General features: G+C 39.4%; 14 protein-coding genes. 9 read left to right on the top strand and 5 right to left on the bottom strand.

Annotation, left to right across the window (positions count from 1 at the left end; genetic code table 11):
• Positions 1 to 471 precede the first annotated feature (471 nt).
• The 3 genes from AC1M9B_RS11570 to AC1M9B_RS11580 all read left to right on the top strand — a co-directional run bounded on the left by AC1M9B_RS11570 (position 472) and on the right by AC1M9B_RS11580 (position 3,891).
• Positions 472 to 1,923, top strand: a complete 1,452-nt coding sequence (locus AC1M9B_RS11570; RefSeq protein ID WP_481587761.1) for an aldehyde dehydrogenase family protein — start codon at positions 472 to 474, stop codon at positions 1,921 to 1,923.
• Between the two features lie 371 nt (positions 1,924 to 2,294).
• Positions 2,295 to 3,779, top strand: coding sequence for a sodium-dependent transporter (locus AC1M9B_RS11575; RefSeq protein WP_481587760.1), 1,485 nt, complete (start codon positions 2,295 to 2,297; stop codon positions 3,777 to 3,779).
• 1 nt (position 3,780) lies between these two features.
• The gene (locus tag AC1M9B_RS11580) at positions 3,781 to 3,891 is read left to right on the top strand and encodes a methionine/alanine import family NSS transporter small subunit (RefSeq protein WP_081403317.1); all 111 of its coding nucleotides are present in this window, start codon (positions 3,781 to 3,783) and stop codon (positions 3,889 to 3,891) included.
• A 93-nt stretch (positions 3,892 to 3,984) separates the two neighbouring features.
• On the opposite strand, the gene rsmB is transcribed toward AC1M9B_RS11580, so the two are convergent.
• Together rsmB and fmt are read right to left on the bottom strand one after the other, a co-directional pair.
• Positions 3,985 to 5,280 (bottom strand): 16S rRNA (cytosine(967)-C(5))-methyltransferase RsmB, encoded by a 1,296-nt coding sequence (gene rsmB / locus AC1M9B_RS11585; protein ID WP_481587759.1) that lies wholly within the window; start codon positions 5,278 to 5,280, stop codon positions 3,985 to 3,987.
• A complete protein-coding gene (gene fmt, locus AC1M9B_RS11590) occupies positions 5,277 to 6,239 on the bottom strand; it encodes a methionyl-tRNA formyltransferase (RefSeq protein WP_481587758.1) in 963 nt (320 codons plus the stop codon). The genes rsmB and fmt overlap by 4 nt, the downstream gene beginning before the upstream one ends.
• Positions 6,240 to 6,620: 381 nt before the next feature.
• Between fmt and ilvD the strand changes: the two genes are divergently transcribed.
• From ilvD to AC1M9B_RS11610, 4 genes are all read left to right on the top strand, one after another.
• Complete coding sequence (ilvD, locus tag AC1M9B_RS11595) at positions 6,621 to 8,450, top strand: dihydroxy-acid dehydratase (protein WP_081403313.1); 1,830 nt, start codon at positions 6,621 to 6,623, stop codon at positions 8,448 to 8,450.
• Positions 8,451 to 8,708: 258 nt separating this feature from the next.
• Positions 8,709 to 10,031, top strand: coding sequence for a hypothetical protein (locus AC1M9B_RS11600; RefSeq protein ID WP_180028931.1), 1,323 nt, complete (start codon positions 8,709 to 8,711; stop codon positions 10,029 to 10,031).
• Entirely contained in the window at positions 10,024 to 10,311 is a 288-nt protein-coding gene (locus AC1M9B_RS11605) for a chorismate mutase (protein WP_035270424.1), read from the top strand. Before AC1M9B_RS11600 ends, AC1M9B_RS11605 begins: the two co-directional genes overlap by 8 nt.
• A 171-nt stretch (positions 10,312 to 10,482) precedes the next feature.
• Complete coding sequence (locus tag AC1M9B_RS11610) at positions 10,483 to 12,174, top strand: putative bifunctional diguanylate cyclase/phosphodiesterase (RefSeq protein WP_481589406.1); 1,692 nt, start codon at positions 10,483 to 10,485, stop codon at positions 12,172 to 12,174.
• 69 nt (positions 12,175 to 12,243) lie between these two features.
• Here AC1M9B_RS11610 and AC1M9B_RS11615 read toward each other — a convergent pair whose 3' ends face one another.
• The 3 genes from AC1M9B_RS11615 to AC1M9B_RS11625 form a co-directional block, all read right to left on the bottom strand.
• Positions 12,244 to 13,539, bottom strand: a complete 1,296-nt coding sequence (locus AC1M9B_RS11615) for a solute carrier family 23 protein (protein WP_035268794.1) — start codon at positions 13,537 to 13,539, stop codon at positions 12,244 to 12,246.
• A gap of 303 nt (positions 13,540 to 13,842) precedes the next feature.
• Positions 13,843 to 16,533 (bottom strand): phosphoenolpyruvate carboxylase, encoded by a 2,691-nt coding sequence (gene ppc / locus AC1M9B_RS11620; RefSeq protein WP_481609145.1) that lies wholly within the window; start codon positions 16,531 to 16,533, stop codon positions 13,843 to 13,845.
• Positions 16,534 to 16,649: 116 nt separating this feature from the next.
• Complete coding sequence (locus AC1M9B_RS11625; RefSeq protein ID WP_035268797.1) at positions 16,650 to 17,267, bottom strand: TetR/AcrR family transcriptional regulator; 618 nt, start codon at positions 17,265 to 17,267, stop codon at positions 16,650 to 16,652.
• A gap of 142 nt (positions 17,268 to 17,409) precedes the next feature.
• Here AC1M9B_RS11625 and AC1M9B_RS11630 point away from each other — a divergent pair, with 142 nt between their 5' ends.
• Positions 17,410 to 18,525 (top strand): efflux RND transporter periplasmic adaptor subunit, encoded by a 1,116-nt coding sequence (locus AC1M9B_RS11630; RefSeq protein WP_481609146.1) that lies wholly within the window; start codon positions 17,410 to 17,412, stop codon positions 18,523 to 18,525.
• Entirely contained in the window at positions 18,522 to 21,656 is a 3,135-nt protein-coding gene (locus AC1M9B_RS11635) for an efflux RND transporter permease subunit (protein WP_481609147.1), read from the top strand. The genes AC1M9B_RS11630 and AC1M9B_RS11635 overlap by 4 nt, the downstream gene beginning before the upstream one ends.
• Positions 21,657 to 21,783 lie beyond the last annotated feature (127 nt).

Below are 21,783 nucleotides of genomic sequence, written 5' to 3' on the forward strand. Positions count from 1 at the left end.
TAGTGTGGGGTTACCCATGTGAGAGTAAGTCATCGCCAGCTCATTATTCTAAACACCCCCTTCAATACAAGGGGGTGTTTTTTTATATATAAAAATTGAAATAAATAATCATATAGACGATAAATTTTATGTCTTGAACAGTTATAGCAACCTCTCTTATCCATCTGATGCTCAAATTCATAAAGTATGATTAATTTCTATTGGTACACCTGTGTACATAGAAAAATGATCGCCTAATCAATTGGTCGTGGTTGTCTTTTAATGATCGCCTAATCAATTGGTCGTGGTTGTCTTTTAATGCTTTAAATAATGAGTGACTAAAATGCATGCGAGATGCAATAGAGGCATTTACATAATAAAAAGTAAGAGTGAAAAATATATTACTTAATTACTCATGAACAGAAGTTGCTTGAGAGGTCATGATATAGTGAATTTAAAAGTTTTAAATCCGAATATATTTAAGGATACGTGATGACCAATTCAGAAAAAAAAATTGAGTGTGATTATTCTCTTTATGTTGCCTCTAAAGCATCCCAAACAGGTCAATGGCTTGAAGTAAAAGATAAATTTAGCCAAAAAATATTTGCCCGAGTAGCCTTAGCAGATGCAAATACTTTAGAAAAAGCAATCCAATCTGCAATTGATGCAGAACAGGCGATGGCAAAATTAGAACCATTTCAAAAGCAAAAGATTTTATTACATTGTGTCAAACGCTTTAGCGAAATGAGAGAGGAATTAACTGCAATTTTGATTGCAGAGGGTGGAAAGCCATTAAAAGCAGCTCAGGCTGAAGTTGAGCGTCTTATAAATACCTTTCAAATCGCTGCTGATGCTGTTACACAAATGGACGATGGGCGTTTAATGCCATTGGCTGTAACAGCTGCTGCACAGGGTTATACAGGTATGATTAAACATGTTCCGATTGGTGCTATATCATTAATTAGTCCTTTTAATTTTCCACTTAATTTAACTGCTCATAAAATTGCACCTGCAATTGCAGCAGGGTGTCCTTTCGTACTGAAACCTGCGTCACTTACACCAGTTTCTGCTCTAAAAATTGCAGAAGTGTTGGCTGAAACTGATTTACCTCAAGGTGCATTTTCAGTTTTACCTTGTCCTCGCGAACAGGCAGATATCTTGGTAACCGATGACCGATTCAAATTACTCAGTTTTACTGGATCGGATGAAGTCGGTTGGGATATGAAAGCACGTGCTGGTCGAAAAAAAGTCACCTTAGAGCTTGGTGGAAATGCTGCTGTTTTAATTGAACCTGATACTGAAATATCTGATGTGTTAATTGATCGTCTTATTGGGGGAGCTTATAACCATGCAGGTCAAGTTTGTATTAGTGTCCAAAGAATTTTAGTCCATGAAAATATTTATACTGATTTAAAGAAGAAATTAATTTCCAAAATTAAAAAAATCAAAGCGAGCGATCCAAATTCAGACTTGACCTTATGTGGCCCTATGATCAAGGAGGGAGAAGCTAAAAGGCTTAAAAAATGGGTCGATAAAGCGGTAAAGAAAGGCGCCAAAGTTTTAGTCGAAGGTCAGGTAAAAGGGGCTTTATTTGATCCAATATTGCTAGAAAATGTTGATACGTCTTTAGAAATTTATAAAGATGAAGCTTTTGGGCCAGTAGCTATTCTAGAGAAGTATAAAGATTTTGAAAAAGGCATTGCTACAATTAATCAAAGTCGATTTGGTCTGCAAGCTGGCGTTTATACACAAAGTCTGAATAAAATGATGTATGCGTGGAATCATTTACATGTAGGTGGTGTCATCATTAATGATATTCCATCATTCCGTGTGGATAACATGCCTTATGGTGGTGTTAAAGATTCAGGTCTAGGTCGAGAAGGGATTCAATCAGCAATTCGAGATATGCAAGAAGAGCGATTGCTTGTGATTAAACAAGGATAAATTATTATTTATGTTAAAAGGAGCATAACGCTCCTTTTAAATTATTTAGTTTAGATTAACGTTGTGATTTAAAAATAAACATATTGAGTTAAAAATTAATCAATAAGATAAAAAAAATGATGAAACACAGTTTTTTCCTGAATTAATTACAGAAAAATCTGATTAAAAGCGCTATTGTTGATTCATTAAACATCCTTTATTTCATCTTTCTTTAACCAAGAATATTAAATAAGGGGTGGTTTGTAATTCGAAAAAAATGCTCAAAAGGCCGTTTCTGATTCAAACAACAAAATTTTAATGGTATGCAATTACTTGCGAGATAACATCAACAATAGCAGTAAGCGTGTACCCATTTACGGATTAGGTACTATATGACAGCTTCACGTGAAAATTGGAGCGCCAGATCAGGTTTTATTATTGCAGCTATTGGTTCTGCAGTAGGTTTAGGCAATATTTGGCGTTTTCCCTATGTCGCATATGAAAATGGTGGCGGGGCATTTTTAATCCCTTATCTGGTTGCAATTTTTGCTGCCGGTCTTCCACTTTTATTTTTAGATTATGCAGTTGGACATAAATACCGTAAGGCCCCACCTACAGCTTACAAGAAGTTGATGAATGGTGAATCATTGGGTTGGTGGCAAGTCGCTGTGACATTAATTATTGGTATTTACTATGCCAGTGTATTGTCATGGGCGGGTAGTTATATGTTCTACTCATTTGGTCAACAGTGGGGAAGTGATACAGAAAAATTCTTTTTCACCACCTATCTTCAGAATGGCGAAGGCTTAGCATTTGGATTTGTTCCGACCTTATTTATAGGTTTGGTTGTCGTTTGGGCGATCGTTATGTTCATCCTGTATGGTGGGGTGAAGAAAGGCGTGGAATTGTCGAATAAGATCTTTATGCCATTATTGGTGGTTTTATTTACGATTCTCGTGATTCAAGCTATTCGTTTACCAGGTGCTGTCCAAGGTTTAAATGCATTCTTTACACCAAACTGGGAAGCAATGGGCAACTATAAAGTGTGGTTAGCTGCATTTGGCCATATCTTTTTCTCGTTATCCGTTGGTTTCGGGATTATGTTGACCTACGCTTCGTATTTGAAGAAAAAAACGAATTTAACTGGTTCTGGACTAGTCGTTGCTCTTGCAAATTCATCTTTTGAAATTTTAGCTGGTATTGGGGTATTTGCAGCATTAGGTTTCATGGCCTACAGTGCGGGTGCTTCAGTTGACGATGTTGTATCTGGTGGTATTGGTTTAGCTTTTATCGCTTTCCCTAAAATCATTTCAAGCATGGGGGCTGGCGGAGACTTATTTGGCTTCTTGTTCTTTGCATCTTTAACAGTTGCAGGGATTACATCCATGGTCAGTATTCTTCAAGTTCCAATCGCAGGTTTCCAAGACAAGTTAGGATGGTCTCGTAAGAAGGCTGTGACAATTATTGCAGGTGGTTCAGCAATTGTTTCAACTTTATTGTTCTCAACTCACAGCGCGATTACGTTTGTCGATATTATCGATTACTTTGCCAATAATATTGGTATTGTCGCGGGTGGCTTATTATCAATCGTATTGGTGTCATGGTTCCGTCGACCGTTGTTAAAGCAACTTCAAGAGCATGTAAATCAATATGCTAGTATTAAGCTAGGTGCTGGTTGGAACTTCATGTTGACTGTAGTTACGCCAATCTCATTGTTAGCTGCGCTATTGATGACCTTGAAGTCAATATTTACTGAAGGTTATGGCGGTTATCCAATTGAGATTCTATTGCCAATTGGTGGCGGTGTAGTTGCAATCTTTGTATTCTGTGCGGTTGTTTTTAGTCGTCTAAAAGACAATGGACCTGAGGAGAAATAAGATGAATACTTCTGCTTTAATGATGCTTATTATCTCAACAGTGCTGTTATGGGGTGGTCTTATTTTAGCCATGATTCATTTGGCAAAAAACCCAGATGAGCTTGAAGATTAAACTACTTCAGATCAATATTAAAAAAGCCATGACACGAGTCATGGCTTTTTTATATGTCGGTAAATTAGAAATAAACTATCTTAAAAAATAGCATTAAATCTTTTGAATTAAACAATAATAGAATCCATCACCATGACCTTGTTGTGGCAATAACTGACGGCCGTGGATTTGTTCAATTCCCCAATTTACATTTAATTTGATTTCTTGAGCATCTGCATGCGTGTTGAAGAAATCAATCATTTGGTGTTCATTTTCAGCTTTCAAAATCGAGCAGGTAATATAAAGCATTGATCCGCCAACTTTGAGTTGTAGCCACATGTGATTCAGAATTTGTTTTTGAAGTTCAACCGTTTGTTGAATATCGGTAGATTGGCGAAGTAAACGAATATCTGGATGACGTCGTACAACTCCAATAGCAGAACACGGTGCATCAAGAATAATACAGTCAGCCTGTTCAGGTGCAGACCATACCGTAGCATCAGCAGTGAGTATTTCCACTGGAGCATACTGATTAAGTGCAAGACGCTCTAAGTTTTCACTTACGCGGCTTAAACGCTTTGTGTCGTGATCGATCGCATACAGCTTTTTAGGACGATAACACTCTAAAATATGTGCTGTTTTTCCACCTGGAGCCGCACATGCATCAATTACGATCTTATCATCAAGATTCGGCAACAAGGTCGCGCAAAGTTGAGCATGTTCATCCTGAACAGAAAAACCACCTTCTTCAAAGCCAGGGAGGTGAGGAATATGCACGGATTGATCTAAGATAATGCCTACATCGGACCATTCACATGGATGAGCATCAATCCCTTCTTCATCAAGAATATCTAAATATTCCTCACGGCTTACTTGTCGTTCATTTACACGTAGTGTCAAAGGCGCAGCCAGTTTAAGCTCAGCTGAAAGCATTTGAAGATGCTCTGGCCAATCTTTTTTCAAGCGTTTAAATAGCCAACTAGGTAAACCATGGGCTTGGTCTAATGCTTCGCCGAATTCTTCAGTTTCACGTGAAACACGACGTAGAATCGCATTCACGACGCCACTTAAAGCTTCAAAACCAAGTTGTTTGGTGGCTGTTACCGTTTCTGAGATAGCCGCATGTGCTGGAATACGCGTGCAAAGCAGTTGATATAAACCTAAATATAGGCAGCTTTCAACGGTTTCATTGTTGAGCGGTTTAGTCAGAAGAGGGAGAGTAATTGCTTTAAGTGCATGCCATTGGCGTAAAGTGCCTAAAGTCAATTCATGAAATAAGGCCCGATCACGCTCACCAACCAATGAAAGATGTTGGGAAAGAACAGAGGTGAGGGATTGCCCATTCTGAACGGCCAGTAATGTTTTAATCACATGTCCGCGTAAATTTAAATGAGAAGATTGTTGGCTCATGCGAAGATCTGTCCTGGCTGCAATTTTTGACTTTGTAGAATTTGTGCAGCATTGAGCGCTTTACCGCCTGGCCACTGAAGTTGAGTGAGGCAAATCACTTGATGATCACCACACACAACGTGAACACCATCCTGATCGACAGCGATGATTTCACCGATTTGTTGAGTTGATGGAGTGAGTGGAGAAAGTTTCGAATTCCAAATGCGTAAATTGTTGGATTCATCAATAGGTGTGAAAGCTACGGGCCAAGGATTGAAAGCACGGATATTACGATCAATCGTCACAGCATCATTTGCCCAGTTAATTTGAGCTTCAGCCTTCGACAGTTTATGAGCATACACTGTAAGTGATTCATCTTGAACTTCACGTGTATCTAAATAATGCTTTAAAGTGTCTTCACTTTCTAAAACAGCGAGAGTGGCTTCAGCCCCTTGTTGAGCCAGTTTATCATGTAAGGTTGCGGAAGTATCTTCAGCCGTAATAGGACACATCGTTTTAAACATCATGTCACCAGTGTCTAGACCAGCTGCCATTTTCATGATCGTAATACCTGTTTCAGTATCACCTGTCGCGATAGCACGTTGAATAGGGGCTGCACCTCGCCAGCGAGGCAATAAGGAACCATGAATATTCAAGCAGCCGTATTTAGGTGTATCCAAAACGACTTGAGGCAAGATTAAACCGTATGCTGCGACCACCATCACATCAGCATTGAAAGACTTGAGTTCAGCTTGAGCAGCCAAACCTTCCTCAGTCGACGATTTAAAATGTAAAGGTTGGTAAACAGGAATATTGTGCTCAAGCGCCAATTGCTTTACCGCTGACGCTGTCAGTTTTTGTCCACGTCCTGCTTTACGGTCTGGCTGCGTATACACAGCAACAATTTCATGAGAAGTCTTTAGCAAAGCTGCTAATGCACTCGCTGCAAATTCAGGGGTTCCCGCAAAGATGATTTTCACTCAGACACTTCCAAAACAATATAAAGAACATTATATGCCAAAAGCGATTTTCGCCCAAATAAGGTCGTAATTTGAAACGTTTTCATGTGCATTTTGTGCTTAAGGTGTGATTAATAAAATTTATGTATTTTTAAAAAAAGATTCATGAAAGTTTTGTATTACGATTTCAGATAAGGGTTTATAGTAGATCACATCTCTTACATCGATTTAGATCGTTGAGGGCAAATCAGACCTATACGAACAATTGCAAGCAATGGTTAACTGTTAATCAGAAAGCTGTCATAATAGAAGTAAGGTTCAACTGATTTAGCCTTATATTTCAGTATCATTTAGCCAGATTGAATACATATTCATCGAGCTCAGCTTAAGTTGGAAATAAAAATGCCTGACTATCGTTCGAAAACATCAACACACGGAAGAAATATGGCGGGTGCACGTGGCTTATGGCGTGCAACTGGAATGAAAGACGAAGATTTTGGCAAACCAATTATTGCAGTAGTCAACTCATTCACACAATTCGTACCGGGTCATGTGCATCTTAAAGACTTAGGTCAGCTTGTTGCACGTCAGATTGAACAAGCGGGTGGTGTAGCTAAAGAATTTAATACAATCGCAGTAGACGATGGTATTGCAATGGGTCACGACGGAATGTTGTATTCATTACCATCGCGTGACTTGATTGCTGACTCAGTTGAATACATGGTCAATGCACACTGTGCAGATGCAATGGTTTGTATCTCGAACTGCGACAAAATCACACCGGGAATGTTGATGGCGGCAATGCGCTTAAACATTCCTGTTGTGTTTGTTTCAGGCGGTCCAATGGAAGCTGGTAAAGTCCAAATTCGTGGTGGTGAACAAGCAATTGACCTTGTGGATGCCATGATTGTTGCTGCAGATGACAACTACACAGATGAAGAAGTAAAAGCATACGAACGTTCTGCATGCCCGACTTGCGGTTCATGTTCAGGGATGTTTACTGCAAACTCAATGAACTGTTTGACAGAAGCATTAGGTTTATCATTACCGGGTAATGGTTCAACACTTGCAACGCATGCCAACCGTAAAAAACTATTTGAGCGTGCGGGTCAGTTGATTGTTGAAATCACAAAACGCCATTACGAACAAAATGATTACAGCGTATTACCACGCAACATTGCCCCTAAAGCTGCTTATGAAAATGCCATGACTTTAGATATCGCGATGGGTGGTTCTACCAATACAGTACTTCACTTATTAGCGGCTGCGCATGAAGCAGAAGTTGATTTTACAATGGATGATATCGATCGTTTATCACGTAAAGTGCCTGTACTGTGTAAAGTTGCACCTGCGGTTAAAAATGTTCACATGGAAGATGTCCACCGTGCAGGCGGTATCATGTCGATCCTTGGCGAACTAGACCGTGCAGGTTTGTTAGATACTTCTGTACCAACCGTACACGAAAAAACATTAAAAGACGCTTTAGATAAGTGGGACATTATTCGTACTGAAAATGAAGAGGTATATAACTTCTATAAATCAGCACCGGGCGGTGTACCAACACAAACAGCATTCTCACAAGACCGTTACTACACACGTCTTGATGGCGACCGTGAAAATGGCGTGATTCGTAATGCAGAACATGCTTTCTCTAAAGACGGCGGTTTAGCAGTCCTTTACGGTAACATCGCACTTGATGGTTGTATCGTAAAAACGGCTGGTGTAGATGACTCGATTCTGAAATTCAACGGTACAGCACGCGTATTTGAAAGCCAAGATGATGCAGTAGAAGCAATCTTAGGCGGCAAAATCGTAGCAGGTGACGTGGTTCTGATTCGCTACGAAGGTCCACAAGGTGGTCCGGGTATGCAAGAAATGCTGTATCCAACAAGCTACTTAAAATCAAAAGGCTTGGGTAAAGACTGTGCGCTTGTGACTGATGGTCGTTTCTCGGGTGGTTCATCAGGTCTTTCAATTGGTCACGTGTCTCCAGAAGCGGCTGAAGGCGGTGCAATTGCTTTAGTTGAAGATGGCGACCGTATCGAAATTGATATTCCAAACCGTACGATTCACTTAGCAGTTGCTGATGATGTATTGGCTGCGCGCCGTGAAGTACAAGAAGCTAAAGGTTGGAAGCCTGCGAAAGAGCGTCCACGTAAAGTATCTAAAGCACTGAAAGCGTATGCAATGCATGCAACAAGTGCTGCAAAAGGTGCGGTACGTGATATCTAATCTGCTTATAAACTAGATCAATCATGATTAAAAAGCATCCTTTGGGATGCTTTTTTAATCACTAAAAGTTTGAATTTCATCTGAAAGCGTCAATTACATTAATGACAATATTTGATAGAAAGGTCATAAATATTGATCAATTCTCTTTGTCTTGATATAAGTTTTGCTCGCGTTCAAACTTTTTTAGTTTTAAAAAAAGCGATGAATTCGATACTTTGAGCACATAATTTACCAGTAAAATCATCTGAGGCACATCTCATGTCATTGTTACGCCGTTGGTTTGATCCGCTACGATCGAGTTGGTTTTATCAGAAACCAAATCGTCAAGAGGTCTTGTCAACTGAGCAGGGTTTAACGATCTATCTTCGTTTAGATGATGTGTATAGTTATCTTGCAGTCCAGCAATTGGCACAATTAAATGACATTTTAAAAGATGAAATTAAGCCTTTAAAAATTGTTATCTCAGATACTGCTGCTGAAGCTCCAAATGATATGAGTCCTGAAGAGTGGCAAGATTACAGTCTACGTGATGCCCAAATTTTAGCGTACCAGCATCGTTTCGGATTCGATAATGAAAAGCCTGAAATACCGAGTGCTGAAGCGATTCAACAGGCAGAAACGATTTTACGAAATACCCCATTAACAGGTGAAAATTTTCTCTATTTATTGGAAGATGTCTTCCATATGTTGTGGCAACAGCAGTATGGAAAATTACGTACTTTGTATGTCATGGCCAGTCGACATCGAAAAGAACAACAAATCGCTGAGCGAACTTTTGATCACACGCCAGTTTTAGCAAGCTTTTTTGAGCTCGGTAATCGTCGGTATCATGCGGTAGATGATTTATTAAGATTGACCCGCCGTTTAAAACAACAAAGACTCTTGACCGGTAATCCTATTTTTCTCATCAATCATATTGAGTGGCGGGAACACCTAATGAATGATGCTGAGGAATTATCTGAGATTCAGGCAATGAATCCTGAGTTGGACCTCTATATTGCATTAGAAGATCCGATCTCTTGGTTATTATTAGCTTATATTAAAGAGGAACTTGCCGATTATTACGATATCCAACTTACCGTTTATCCATTGCAATATCAGGGACGAGATTTATTTGATTGGAGTTTGGCAACGCGTTTATCTAAACGAACAGAAGTAAAATTTACGCCGTTTTGCCGACCGACTCAGCAGGCGACATATGAAATAGCACGATTGTTTTACAGTGTGCCTGAGGATCAACGCCTTGATGCAATGTATGAAATCTTGCAGGCTGTATGGAGTAAAGGTAAAGATCTATCGTATCGACCTCATATTCAAGCTTTAAAACAGAGCTTGAATATCACGACGCTCACTGAAGAGTCGATCAGTCAAAAGCTGGAAGAAAATCAATTACTCTGTGAGATGAAATCACAACCTGATTTACCAGTGCTTGAGCTTCGTATCGATGGAAAGAGTTATGTGTTTAATAGCTTATATCGTGTATGGATGATTGAAAGTATTTTCAGTAATGTGTTAGAACAAAAGTACAAAAGTGAAAATGAATCTGAACACAGGGATACCGAATCAATTGAAAATCAATAAAGAAAAATGCGAAACCCTTCAGCAAGCTCGAGCACAAATAGATTCAATTGATCAAGCCATAACAGAATTAATTGGTTTACGCCAATATTACGTAGATCAGGCAGTGCGATTTAAAAGAACTATCCAAGATGTACAGTCACCTGAACGTGTTGAAATAGTGATTGAAAAAATACGTGAATTGGCTACAAAAAATGGTGTGGATCCATTACTCATGGAAAAAATATATCGAGAGATGATTCAACACTTTATTCAAAGAGAGTTAAAAGAAATACGACCATAACAGTCGGAATTCTTAATAAGAATGAGGAACTTAGTTTCCTCTTTTATTCATTGAAATTTACAAAATATATAGCCGATTTGTGAACTGGTTCAACAAAGCTTAGTGTTACAAAAAATAATATTAAGTTAACATTTGGATACATCACTTTTTAGACTGACGGTCGAAGGCGCTATGGATACCCAGTTACAATTAGAAAAAATAGTCAAGGATCTTGAAAACTACAAAGTAGCCATTGATGCACATTCAATTGTAGCCATAACAGATGCACGTGGTGTCATTACTCATGTCAATGAGAAGTTTTGTAATATCTCACAGTATTCTTATGAAGAACTGGTCGGATCAACACATAAAATTATTAATTCAGGCTATCACCCGAGAAGTTTTTTTAAATATATGTGGAAAGCCATTTCGAGTGGAGAAATTTGGAAAGGCGAAATTTGTAACCGAGCTAAAAATGGTTCTTTATATTGGGTTGAAACCACGATTGTGCCGCTTAAAGATAATAATGGCGTTTTACAAAACTATATCTCCATTCGAACTGATATCACACAGCTAAAAAATTCCGAAGACCATGCACGTTATATGGCATTACATGATGAATTAACGGGATTGCCTAACCGCCGTTTTATGCAAGAACGCATGTTGGCGGTGATTGAATCATGTAAACAAAATGGTACACATAGTGCACTCATGATGTTGGATTTGGATAACTTCAAAAATATTAATGACACGTTAGGACACGATCGTGGAGATGACCTACTCAAAATGGTCTCGGTGCGTCTTATGGAGTGTGTGGCACAGCAGAATGCAATTGTCCGTCTTGGTGGAGACGAGTTTTTAATTATTCTTTCAGATTTAGATCCAGATGAAACGATTGCTAATCAAGCAGTGATGCAAATCGCTGATAAAGTTCGTGCTGCATTAAATGAGCCTTTCGTATTAAAGGATAATAAAATTCATACTAGCTCTAGTATCGGAATTTTTATTTTCCGTAATTCAAAATTGCCAAAAAATGAGTTGCTTAAGTACGCCGACATGGCGCTGTATCAAGCTAAAGAAAATGGTAAAAACTGCATATGTGTTTTTGATCCTGAAATGGAACAAAGTGTTATTGCTAAAGCTGCTTTATTAAATGATTTAAGATTAGCTTTATTACGAGATGAGTTCCAACTTTATTATCAGATTTTAGTAAATCGCGAAGAGGAAGTGATCGGGTATGAGGCTTTGCTACGTTGGAGTCATCCTGAACACGGTTTAATTTTACCAGGTCGATTTATTGAAGAAGTGGAGAAAACTGATCTCATACATGATGTTGGTAATCGTGTATTAGTATTAGCATGCCAACAGTTAAAAGATTGGAGCCAATACCCAGAATCTTCAAACTGGACGATTTCAGTCAATATTAGTGTCGAACAATTCCGTAAGACTGACTTTGATAAAAATGTGCTTCGGATTATTGATGAAGCAGGAATTGATCCAACATTATTACGTTTAGAACTCACTGAAAGCATGTTCTATACCGATATGCATAACTCAATTGAGAAAATGAAAAAGCTCATCGAGCGTGGATTAAGATTCTCTATGGATGATTTTGGAACAGGATATTCTTCATTGAATTACCTCAAAATGCTTCCACTGGATCAACTCAAAATTGATCGTTCATTTGTAGAAAATATTGTCGGTAATCCACGTGATATTGCTATTGTGAAAACGATTATTGATTTAGCACAAATTCTTGATCTGAATGTGGTGGCAGAGGGTGTAGAAACTGAAGAGCAGTTCCAAGTTCTAAAAGAAAATGGTTGTAATACGTTTCAAGGCTATTATTTTGGTCGACCTAAACCCATTGAAAAAAAATCTTAAAATACTTAATTAGAATAAAAAATTAAAAAAGAGAGCATTAAGCTCTCTTTTTTTATATGCGATAGATTTTTAGTTAGACTTTCCACCTAAGCTAAAGAACCAATTCAGGAATAATGCAGCAAAGGTAGCCGTTCCAATACCACCTAAATTGAAGCTACCAAATTGAAGCGCAAAGTCACCAGTACCTAAGATCAGCGTGATCGCAGCAATCATGAGGTTTTTATTTTTAGAGAAATCGACACGATGTTCGATCCAAATTTTAGCACCAGCGATGGTAATTAAACCAAACACCACAATTGATGCACCTGCAAGAATCGCAGTTGGAATGGTTTGAATAATTGCACCAAATTTTGGTGATAAGCCAAGGAAAATTGCGAATACACCTGCGATGGCGAAAATAATCGTGGAATAGACACGTGTCACAGCCATCACGCCAATATTTTCCCCATAAGTGGTCATGCCTGGAGCACCTACACCACCGGCTAATGATGTTGCAACACCATCGGCTACAAACGCTTTACCAATATGTGGGTCTAGATTTTCACCAGTCATGGCAGAGACTGCTTTGATGTGACCTAAGTTTTCAGCCACTAAAATTAAAGCTACAGGAGCAATGATGAGCATCGCGTTCGTACTGAACTCAGGAGCATGAAAGTTAGGCAGACCAAACCATGCAGCTTGTGTAATCGGCGTGAAGTTAATTGGAGTACCGTAACCCATGATATTCGTAATAACAAAGTATACGATATAAGACAGCACCAAACCCACAAGTAAAAGTAGGCGTTGTAGCATCCCTTTGGTGAATACTGCAATTGAAGCCATACACATGACAGTAATCAATGCCATCCACATATTAAATGGATTACCCGCGACACTTTTTACCGTTACCGGTGCAAGATGCAGACCGATGATCATGACCACAGAACCTGTTACTACAGGAGGCATGAGCTTTTCAATCCATCGAGTACCTGTTGCCATCACCAGAAAACCAATTAAGGCATAAAGTACACCACAGGCAATAATTCCCCCAGCAGCTAATGCAATATTGGCATTTGCTCCAGCACCGGCATAGCCCGTTGCCGCGATGACTACACCAATAAAAGCAAAGCTTGAGCCTAAATAACTGGGCACTCGACCGCCAGTGATGAGGAAAAATAACAGGGTACAAATACCTGACATTAATATGGCAAGATTAGGATCAAAACCCATTAATAATGGTGCTAAAACTGTCGCACCAAACATGGCAAAAGCATGTTGAATGCCAAGAACTACACTTTGCGCAGGAGGTAAATATTCGGTCGTGCCAACAGGACGCGTATCAATATCATCCGTGAAGGGACGCCATTTAGGAAACCAACTGGTCATAAAGTGAGCACTCAATAGTTAAATTGTGCACATCATACGCCTGTTTTATGAGAAATCATCTGTTTCTTGAAAAATTATTAAAACTAATGGTCTGACTTTTATTGAATTTTTACCCATTGGTAAAAAAAATATGTTTTAAAATTAAAGTAAAATCAGCCTATTGCAATTCAGCTATATCAAAAAAATCTATATCCATATTGAGTAAAAAATTTATAGGTGCTTTGTTGTCATTACTGAAAATTAGAATAAAGTCTCTAAATTGCTCAAGCCCATAAAGGTACTTGAGCATAGGCAGTCGTGAAATCAACCCGTATTACGTAACCCAGCAGCAATACCTGCAATACTTACCATTAATGCATGGTCAACTTCAGTTTGTTCGACAGTTCGTTCAGCTAAATATTCGCGACGTCTTTTCATGAGTTCTGCTTGTAACAGGTGTAATGGAAGAAGATAGGGTTTACGAATCTTCATGGCTTGATCAAGAACTTCATTAGAACTGAGTAATTTAGATTCACCTTTCATCGCCAATAAAGTTTGTACGGCATCATGTAAGCGTTGGCGTAGTTCCGCACCCAATACTTTAAGATTTTCATCTTGGGTGAGATGAGATTCATAATACAATGCGACATTGCTATCTGATTTAGATAGCACCATCTCCAACATATCAATTAAAGTTTGGAAATAAGGCCATTGTTCTAACATTTCATCTAGCTCAGCTTTGTGACCTTCTGAAATGACTTGATTGATGGCTGCACCAGTACCTAACCATGCTGGAAGCATTAATCGAATTTGAGTCCATGCAAATACCCATGGAATTGCACGTAAGGATTCAATACCACCGCTGATTTTTCGTTTCGCTGGTCTTGAACCCAAAGGTAGCATCTGTAATTCAAGCTCTGGCGTCACGGTTCTTAAATATTGGACAAAATGAGGGTTTTCGCGGACTGTTTGACGGTAAACATTCACAGAGAGTTCCGTCATCTTGTGCATCAACTCGCGCCATGCTGCCTTGGGTTCTGGTGGTGGCAGTAAAGTCGCTTCAAGGGTAGCTGCGGTATAAATCTCTAAATTTTGCAGTGCGATTTCTTCTAATCCAAATTTGAATCGGATCATTTCGCCTTGTTCAGTCACACGGATTGCACCTGAGATTGAGCCAGGTGGTTGTGAAAATAGTGCTTGTTGGGTTGGAGCACCACCACGACTAATTGAGCCACCACGACCATGGAACAAAGTGAGTTGTATACCATGTTGTTTGGCAATAGCTGTTAACTCTTCTTGTGCACGGTACTGAGCCCAATTTGCAGACATGAAACCTGCATCTTTTGCTGAGTCAGAGTAACCAATCATGACCTCGTGCTTGTTTTGAATATGTTGTTTGTACCAATGCATACTGAATAAAGTATTCATGGTCGAAGCTGCGCCATCTAAATCTTTTAACGTTTCAAATAATGGAACTACACGCAGAGGTTGCTTAATACCTGCTTCTTTTTGGAGTAATAGAACCGCCAAAACGTCACTTGGATATTCCGCCATTGAAATAATATAAGCACCTAGACTTTCAGCAGGTTGTTCTGCCAAAGTTCGCATGGTAGCGAATACTTCTTGAACATCAGGATGCTCAATAAGACTTTGAGCAGATTCATTAAGATGCTTAGGAAGTAAAGGGCGTTTGCTTTGCAGTTCTTGTAATAAGAAGTTTTGACGGGCTTGTTCAGTCCATGTCTCAAAATTGCCAAGTCCAAGATACTCAGTAATCGCTGAAATTGCTTGACGATGACGACCTGACTCTTGGCGAATATCTAGTTTTAATAACTCAATACCGAAACAATTCACGCGATAAATAAAATCGAGTAACTTTCCTTGAGCAATACCGGAAAGGTTTGAATCGACTAATGAGCGATAACATAACAATAATGGCTGCAACAACTCATCTTTGTGATGAATAATCTGGCTACGATCCACATCAGAATGTTGACCTTGTAATTTTGCAGTGAGCCATTCTCTTGTAATTTTTAAGCGTTCACGTGTTGTTCTTAAATATTCACGATAAGGCTCTGGATGAGGCTGACCTAAGGCAGCCTTTAGTTCATCACTGCACGCCTGAACAGAAAGCTCCCAACGTAAATCTTCAATATCTCGGAGGTAGAGATCCGCGGCTTTCCATCGAGATAACCATAAAACTTCTTGAGTCACTTTGTGTGTAACATTTGGGTTTCCATCTCGGTCACCACCCATCCAAGATGCAAACCGCACAGGTGCAATATCTAAAGGTAAAGCTTGAGAACAATGCTCTTGAACCAATTGATTCAATTCACGGACAAACTTAGGAATAGCGTTCCATAAAGTTTGCTCAATGGTAGTAAAACCCCATTTTGCTTCATCAATTGGGGTTGGACGATGTTGGCGAATTTCATCGGTTTGCCATGCTGAACAAACCAATTGTTTTAATTCAGAAAGAACTTGAGCGCGCTGTTTGGGGGTCAGCTTTTGCTGATCAAACTTAGATAAACACTCGTTGATCCCATCATATTTTTGGATCAAGGTGCGACGACTAACTTCCGTAGGATGTGCGGTGAGTACAAGCTCAATATTTAGCTCACAAATTTGTTGATAAAGGGTTTCCGCTGAAATCAGCTGTTGTTGAAATTTTTCAAAAAGGGGAATAAGGACATTCGCTGCAGCGCCGTTTTCATCAAACTCATTTTGGCGACGGCTACGTACCACATGATATTGTTCTGCAATATTGGCAAAGTTCAGAAAATGTGAAAAAGCGCGTGTGAGTGGAAGAATCTCATCATCTTTTAAACTTAAAAATAAACTTTCTAATTGTTTTTCAGCTTCGCTATCACCATCACGTGCACCTTTCGCGAGTGCACGAATTTGTTCAACTTGATTAAACAAATCTTGTCCAGCTTGTTCTTTTAAAGTCTCTCCTAAAAGATTACCGAGTAAGCGTACGTCTTCACGTAATGGAGCATCAATTTGTTGAATCATTTTTTTCTCCTTTTCTTGTTCTTTTGACTATACCGCTTATTCATGACATGCCAAGCGATTGCAAAATAATTTAAAGAAAATTAGGTGAAAAATACGCCATTTAAGAATGGAGAGAGCTATTTTTTGTATTTCAGCATAAATAATTCGATGGCTTGATGAATAATTTCATCACATTCTGCTTCACTGGGAACCTGACGAACGCCTAACAATACTTCATGATGTCGATGCCCTAAGAGTAAAGAAAGGAGCAAATGTGTTTGCTTTTCAGCATCATCTTTCTGGATAAATCCGTGCTCAATCGCTTGAGCAAAAAAATCAGTCCAAACCACAAATAACCGCTTATGAGATGCATTATAAAAAGGTTCAGCCAAAGGATTTTGCTCTGCTGCCAATTCTAATAATAAATGCTCAAGCTTAATGGCTTCAGGAAGATTGACAATTTGCAGCGCTAAACTACATACCTGATAGAAGTCTTCTAAAAAATTGGATTCAGGGTGTAATTGGATTCGCCGAGCATTGATTGATTCTTCGCACGTTTCTGCAATTGCATAGGTAAATAACGATTCTTTATCTTGAAAATGGTTATACACCGTCAGTTTAGTCACGCCAGCTTCTTTGGCAATTTGATTCATGCTTGAACCATGAAAGCCCTGTTTTAGAAACAAACGTTTAGCTGCCTCTAATATTTGTTTCTTTTTAACTAAATCCTTAGGACGTCCAATATTCATTTGCACAAAAAAATCCAAAAAAAACAGTTTAGGTCATACCTTGAAAAATGATTTTTAATTACTGTACCATGCGGTATATTAATTAAAAAATAATCAAATTAATATCCCTAATTTGATTTGCCTAAAAATTGACATAAGAGCAGTGCACATGAGTCCTCAAAAATTTGCCACATACAGTCTAATGCTCATTTGTAGCGTGATACTCACCGCGTGTAGTAAGGATAAACCCACAGAGGAACAAATTCCATTTGTGATGGTTGCCCAGCCGAATACCTCCCAAGATGAACTGAAAAGTTATGCAGGAGAAGTTCAGGCGAGACAGCAAACGGCATTGGCTTTTCGTGTTGGAGGACAAATTACTGAACGCTATGTTGATGTAGGGGATCGAGTCAAAGTCGGGCAAGTCTTAGCAAAATTAGATGTGAAAGATGCTCAACTGCAGCTAAATGCTTCAAAAGCTCAGTTAGAAAGCGCGCAATCTGCAGCCAAAATTGCCGAAGAAGAATACAAACGCTTTAAGCAGTTATTACCTATTAATGCGGTGAGTCGTTCGCAATATGATGCCGTAGAAAATCAATATAAATCGGCCATGTCCAATTTAAAACAAGCACAATCAAATTATGCAGTGAGTAGTAATCAGACGGGATATAACCAACTCATTGCCAATAAAAATGGCGTCATCACTGAGCGTAGTATTGAAGTTGGTCAAGTGATCGCAGCAGGGCAGGCAGCATATCAACTGGCGATAGATGGTGATCGTGAAGTGGTGATTGGTGTGCCAGAACAAGCAGTATCAGAAATTAAAACAGGTCAAAAAGCTTGGGTTACGCTATGGTCAAAACCAGAGGAGCGTTTCTCCGCATATGTGCGTGAAATTTCACCTGCTGCCGACCAATCTAGAACATTTAGTGTCAAAGTTGCTTTGACTGAAGGGCGTTCAGCAATCCAACTTGGACAAAGTGCGCGAGTATTTTTTTCAAATACCAGTTCAAATGTGATTAATGTGCCTTTGACCAGTGTATCTGCAACAGAAGATCAGCCTTATGTTTGGGTTGTGAATCCAGATCACAGTATCCGTAAGGTGAATGTTCAAATAGGTGCTTATGGTCGTGATACGGTACCTGTGATCCAAGGTTTAAAAGCTTCTGATTGGGTCGTGGTTGGCGGTGTACACTTACTGCGAGATAAACAAAAAATTAATCCGATTGATCGTCAAAACCGCGCAGTGAATGTAAAAGCAGGACAAGTTGGAGCGAAAATATGAACTTTAACTTGTCAGAATGGGCGTTAAAAAATAAGGGACTGATCCTTTATTTCATGATTTTGATGGGAATATTGGGTGTTTATTCCTACTCAAAACTATCACAAAGTGAAGACCCTCCATTTAGTTTCAAAGTAATGGTGGTTCAAACCTATTGGCCAGGTGCGACAGCGGAAGAAGTTTCATTACAAGTAACTGATCGCATTGAAAAAGAATTAATGAGTACGGGGCTCTATGATCGTATTGCAGCCTATTCTCGTCCTGGTGAATCAATGGTGACCTTTGTTGCCAAAGACTCGCTGCGTTCCCATGAATTACCGAATGTTTGGTATCAGGTTAGAAAAAAAATTGGAGATATCAAACACCAACTTCCTAGCGGTGTTCAAGGTCCATTCTTTAACGATGAATTTGGTGACACCTTTGGGAATATTTATGTCTTAACGGGTGATGATTTTGATTATGCCGTGATGAAGGAATATGCCGATCGCTTACAGCTGCAACTACAACGTGTACAAGATGTTGGTAAGGTTGATTTAGTTGGCTTGCAAGATCAAAAAATTTGGATAGAAATTTCAAATACAAAAACCGCTCAATTGGGTATTCCAGTTACTGCAATTCAAGAAGCACTACAAAAACAAAATACCATGGCAAGCGCAGGTTTCTTTGAAACAGGCTCAGATCGTATTCAAGTGCGTGTCAGCGGACAATTGAAATCAGTCGAAGATCTCAAGAACATGCCATTACTGGTTGGTGATAAGACCATTCAATTGGGCGATGTGGCTGAAGTTTACCGTGGCTTTAGTGAGCCAGCTCAACCACGTATGCGCTTTATGGGCAAAAATGGTATTGGTATTGCGGTGTCTATGCGTAAGGGTGGTGACATCATTGCGCTAGGGAAAAATCTAGAAAAGACCTTCAATGATCTACAACAAACTTTACCTTTAGGGATGGAACTTAAAAAAGTTTCAGATCAGCCTGTAGCGGTGCAACGCAGTATTCACGAATTTATCAAAGTGCTCGCAGAGGCCGTGATTATTGTCTTATTGGTCAGCTTCTTCTCTTTAGGTTTCCGTACAGGATTAGTGGTCGCTTTCTCTATTCCCTTGGTCTTGGCAATGACGTTCGCAGGCATGAATTTCTTTGATGTTGGACTGCACAAGATTTCTTTAGGCGCGTTAATTTTAGCACTTGGACTTTTGGTTGATGACGCCATCATTGCAGTTGAAATGATGGCCATTAAAATGGAACAAGGATATAGCAGATTAAAAGCCGCAGGTTTTGCTTGGAAGTCGACCGCATTTCCAATGTTAACGGGGACGCTGATCACTGCAGCTGGATTCTTGCCGATTGCCACTGCTGCGTCGAGCACAGGTGAATATACTCGCTCAATCTTCCAAGTTGTAACCATTGCTTTAGTGGTGTCATGGTTTGCAGCGGTACTGTTTGTTCCCTATTTAGGTGACAAATTACTGCCTGATTTTAATCAAATGAATCAGAAAGCTCCGTGGTATCAACGCTTATGGGCAAGATTACGTCAACAACCAGAGCCACAACCCGTCGTTCAACACCATGGTGAGCATCACGATCCATATCAAACTAAGATGTATCAAAAATTTAGATCTTGGGTTGAGTTATGTATTACTTATCGTAAAACCGTCATTGCTGCGACGGTTGCGATATTTGTCTTGTCAATTTTGATGTTTAAATTTGTTCCACAACAATTTTTCCCACCATCAAACCGTGCTGAAATATTAGTGGATCTAAAACTAGAGGAAGGTGCTTCTCTAACAGCGACAGAAAATGCGGTTAAAAAAGTAGAAAAATTCTTGTCGACTCAAAAAGGGATCGATAATTACGTCGCTTATGTTGGTACAGGTTCTCCACGTTTCTATTTACCACTTGATCAACAATTGCCTCAGGCGAGTTTTGCACAATTTGTGGTTTTGGCTTCCTCATTAGATGAGCGAGATGAGATTAGAAAGAATCTGAGTGAAGAAATTAGTAAGTTATTGCCTGAAGTACGGACACGTGTATCGCTATTGGAAAATGGGCCACCAGTCGGTTATCCAATTCAATACCGTGTTTCTGGTGAAGATTTAAATACTGTTCGCCAACGAGCACAATTAGTGTCACAAGCAATCAGTGAAAATCCAAATACCGCCAATGTTCATTTAGATTGGGGTGAGCCGAGTAAAATTATTTCACTTGAAATTGATCAAGATCGTGCGCGTCAGTTAGGCGTATCTAGCTTAGATTTGGCGAATTTCTTAAATAGTTCAATAACAGGCGCTGCGATTAATCAGTATCGTGAGAAACGGGAGTTAATTGATATTCGTTTACGTGGCGATCAAGCGGAACGTGTTGATGTAGCATCGTTACAAAGTCTAGCTGTACCGACGAGTCAAGGTACAACAGTTCCATTGGCACAGATTGCGAATATCCAATATAAGTTTGAAGATGGTCTGATTTGGCATCGTAACCGTTTGCCGACGATTACTGTACGCGCAGATATTCGGACTAAACTCCAACCAGCTACTGTGGTTGGTGAATTAACTGAATCTATTGAGAAAATTCGTGCCGAACTTCCAAGTGGTTATCTGGTAGAAGTGGGAGGCACTGTGGAGGAATCTGCACGTGGGCAAACTTCAGTAAATGCTGGTATGCCGTTATTTTTGGCTGTGGTCTTTACCTTGCTCATGATTCAGCTCAAGAGTATTTCACGTTCGTTTATTGTTTTCTTGACCGCGCCTTTGGGTTTAATTGGCGTGGTATTGTTCCTGTTGATATTCAATAAGCCTTTCGGATTTGTGGCGATGCTAGGTACCATTGCTTTATCTGGAATGATTATGCGTAATTCTCTTATCTTGATTGATCAGATCGAGCAAGATATCAAAGCAGGTCATTCTCAATGGGAAGCGATTTTAGAAGCGACAGTACGCCGTGCCCGTCCAATTATTTTGACTGCATTGGCTGCTGTGTTGGCGATGATTCCGCTTTCACGCAGTATCTTCTTTGGTCCAATGGCGGTAGCAATTATGGGTGGACTCATTATCGCAACATTATTAACGCTGTTCTTCTTGCCAGCACTCTATGCGGCATGGTTTAAAGTAAAAAAAGAGTCAAAAACCGCGTAGTTTTATGTGAATACTAGGTGCGAAGCATTGAAAAATTCAATATAGTAGTCCCTAGTTTTTAACACAAAATAACACAGTGGGCTGAGTACATAAAAAAACTGAATGTGCACTCGGTTGAGGTATAAAA

The organism is Acinetobacter sp. ANC_7513 (genome assembly GCF_056779915.1).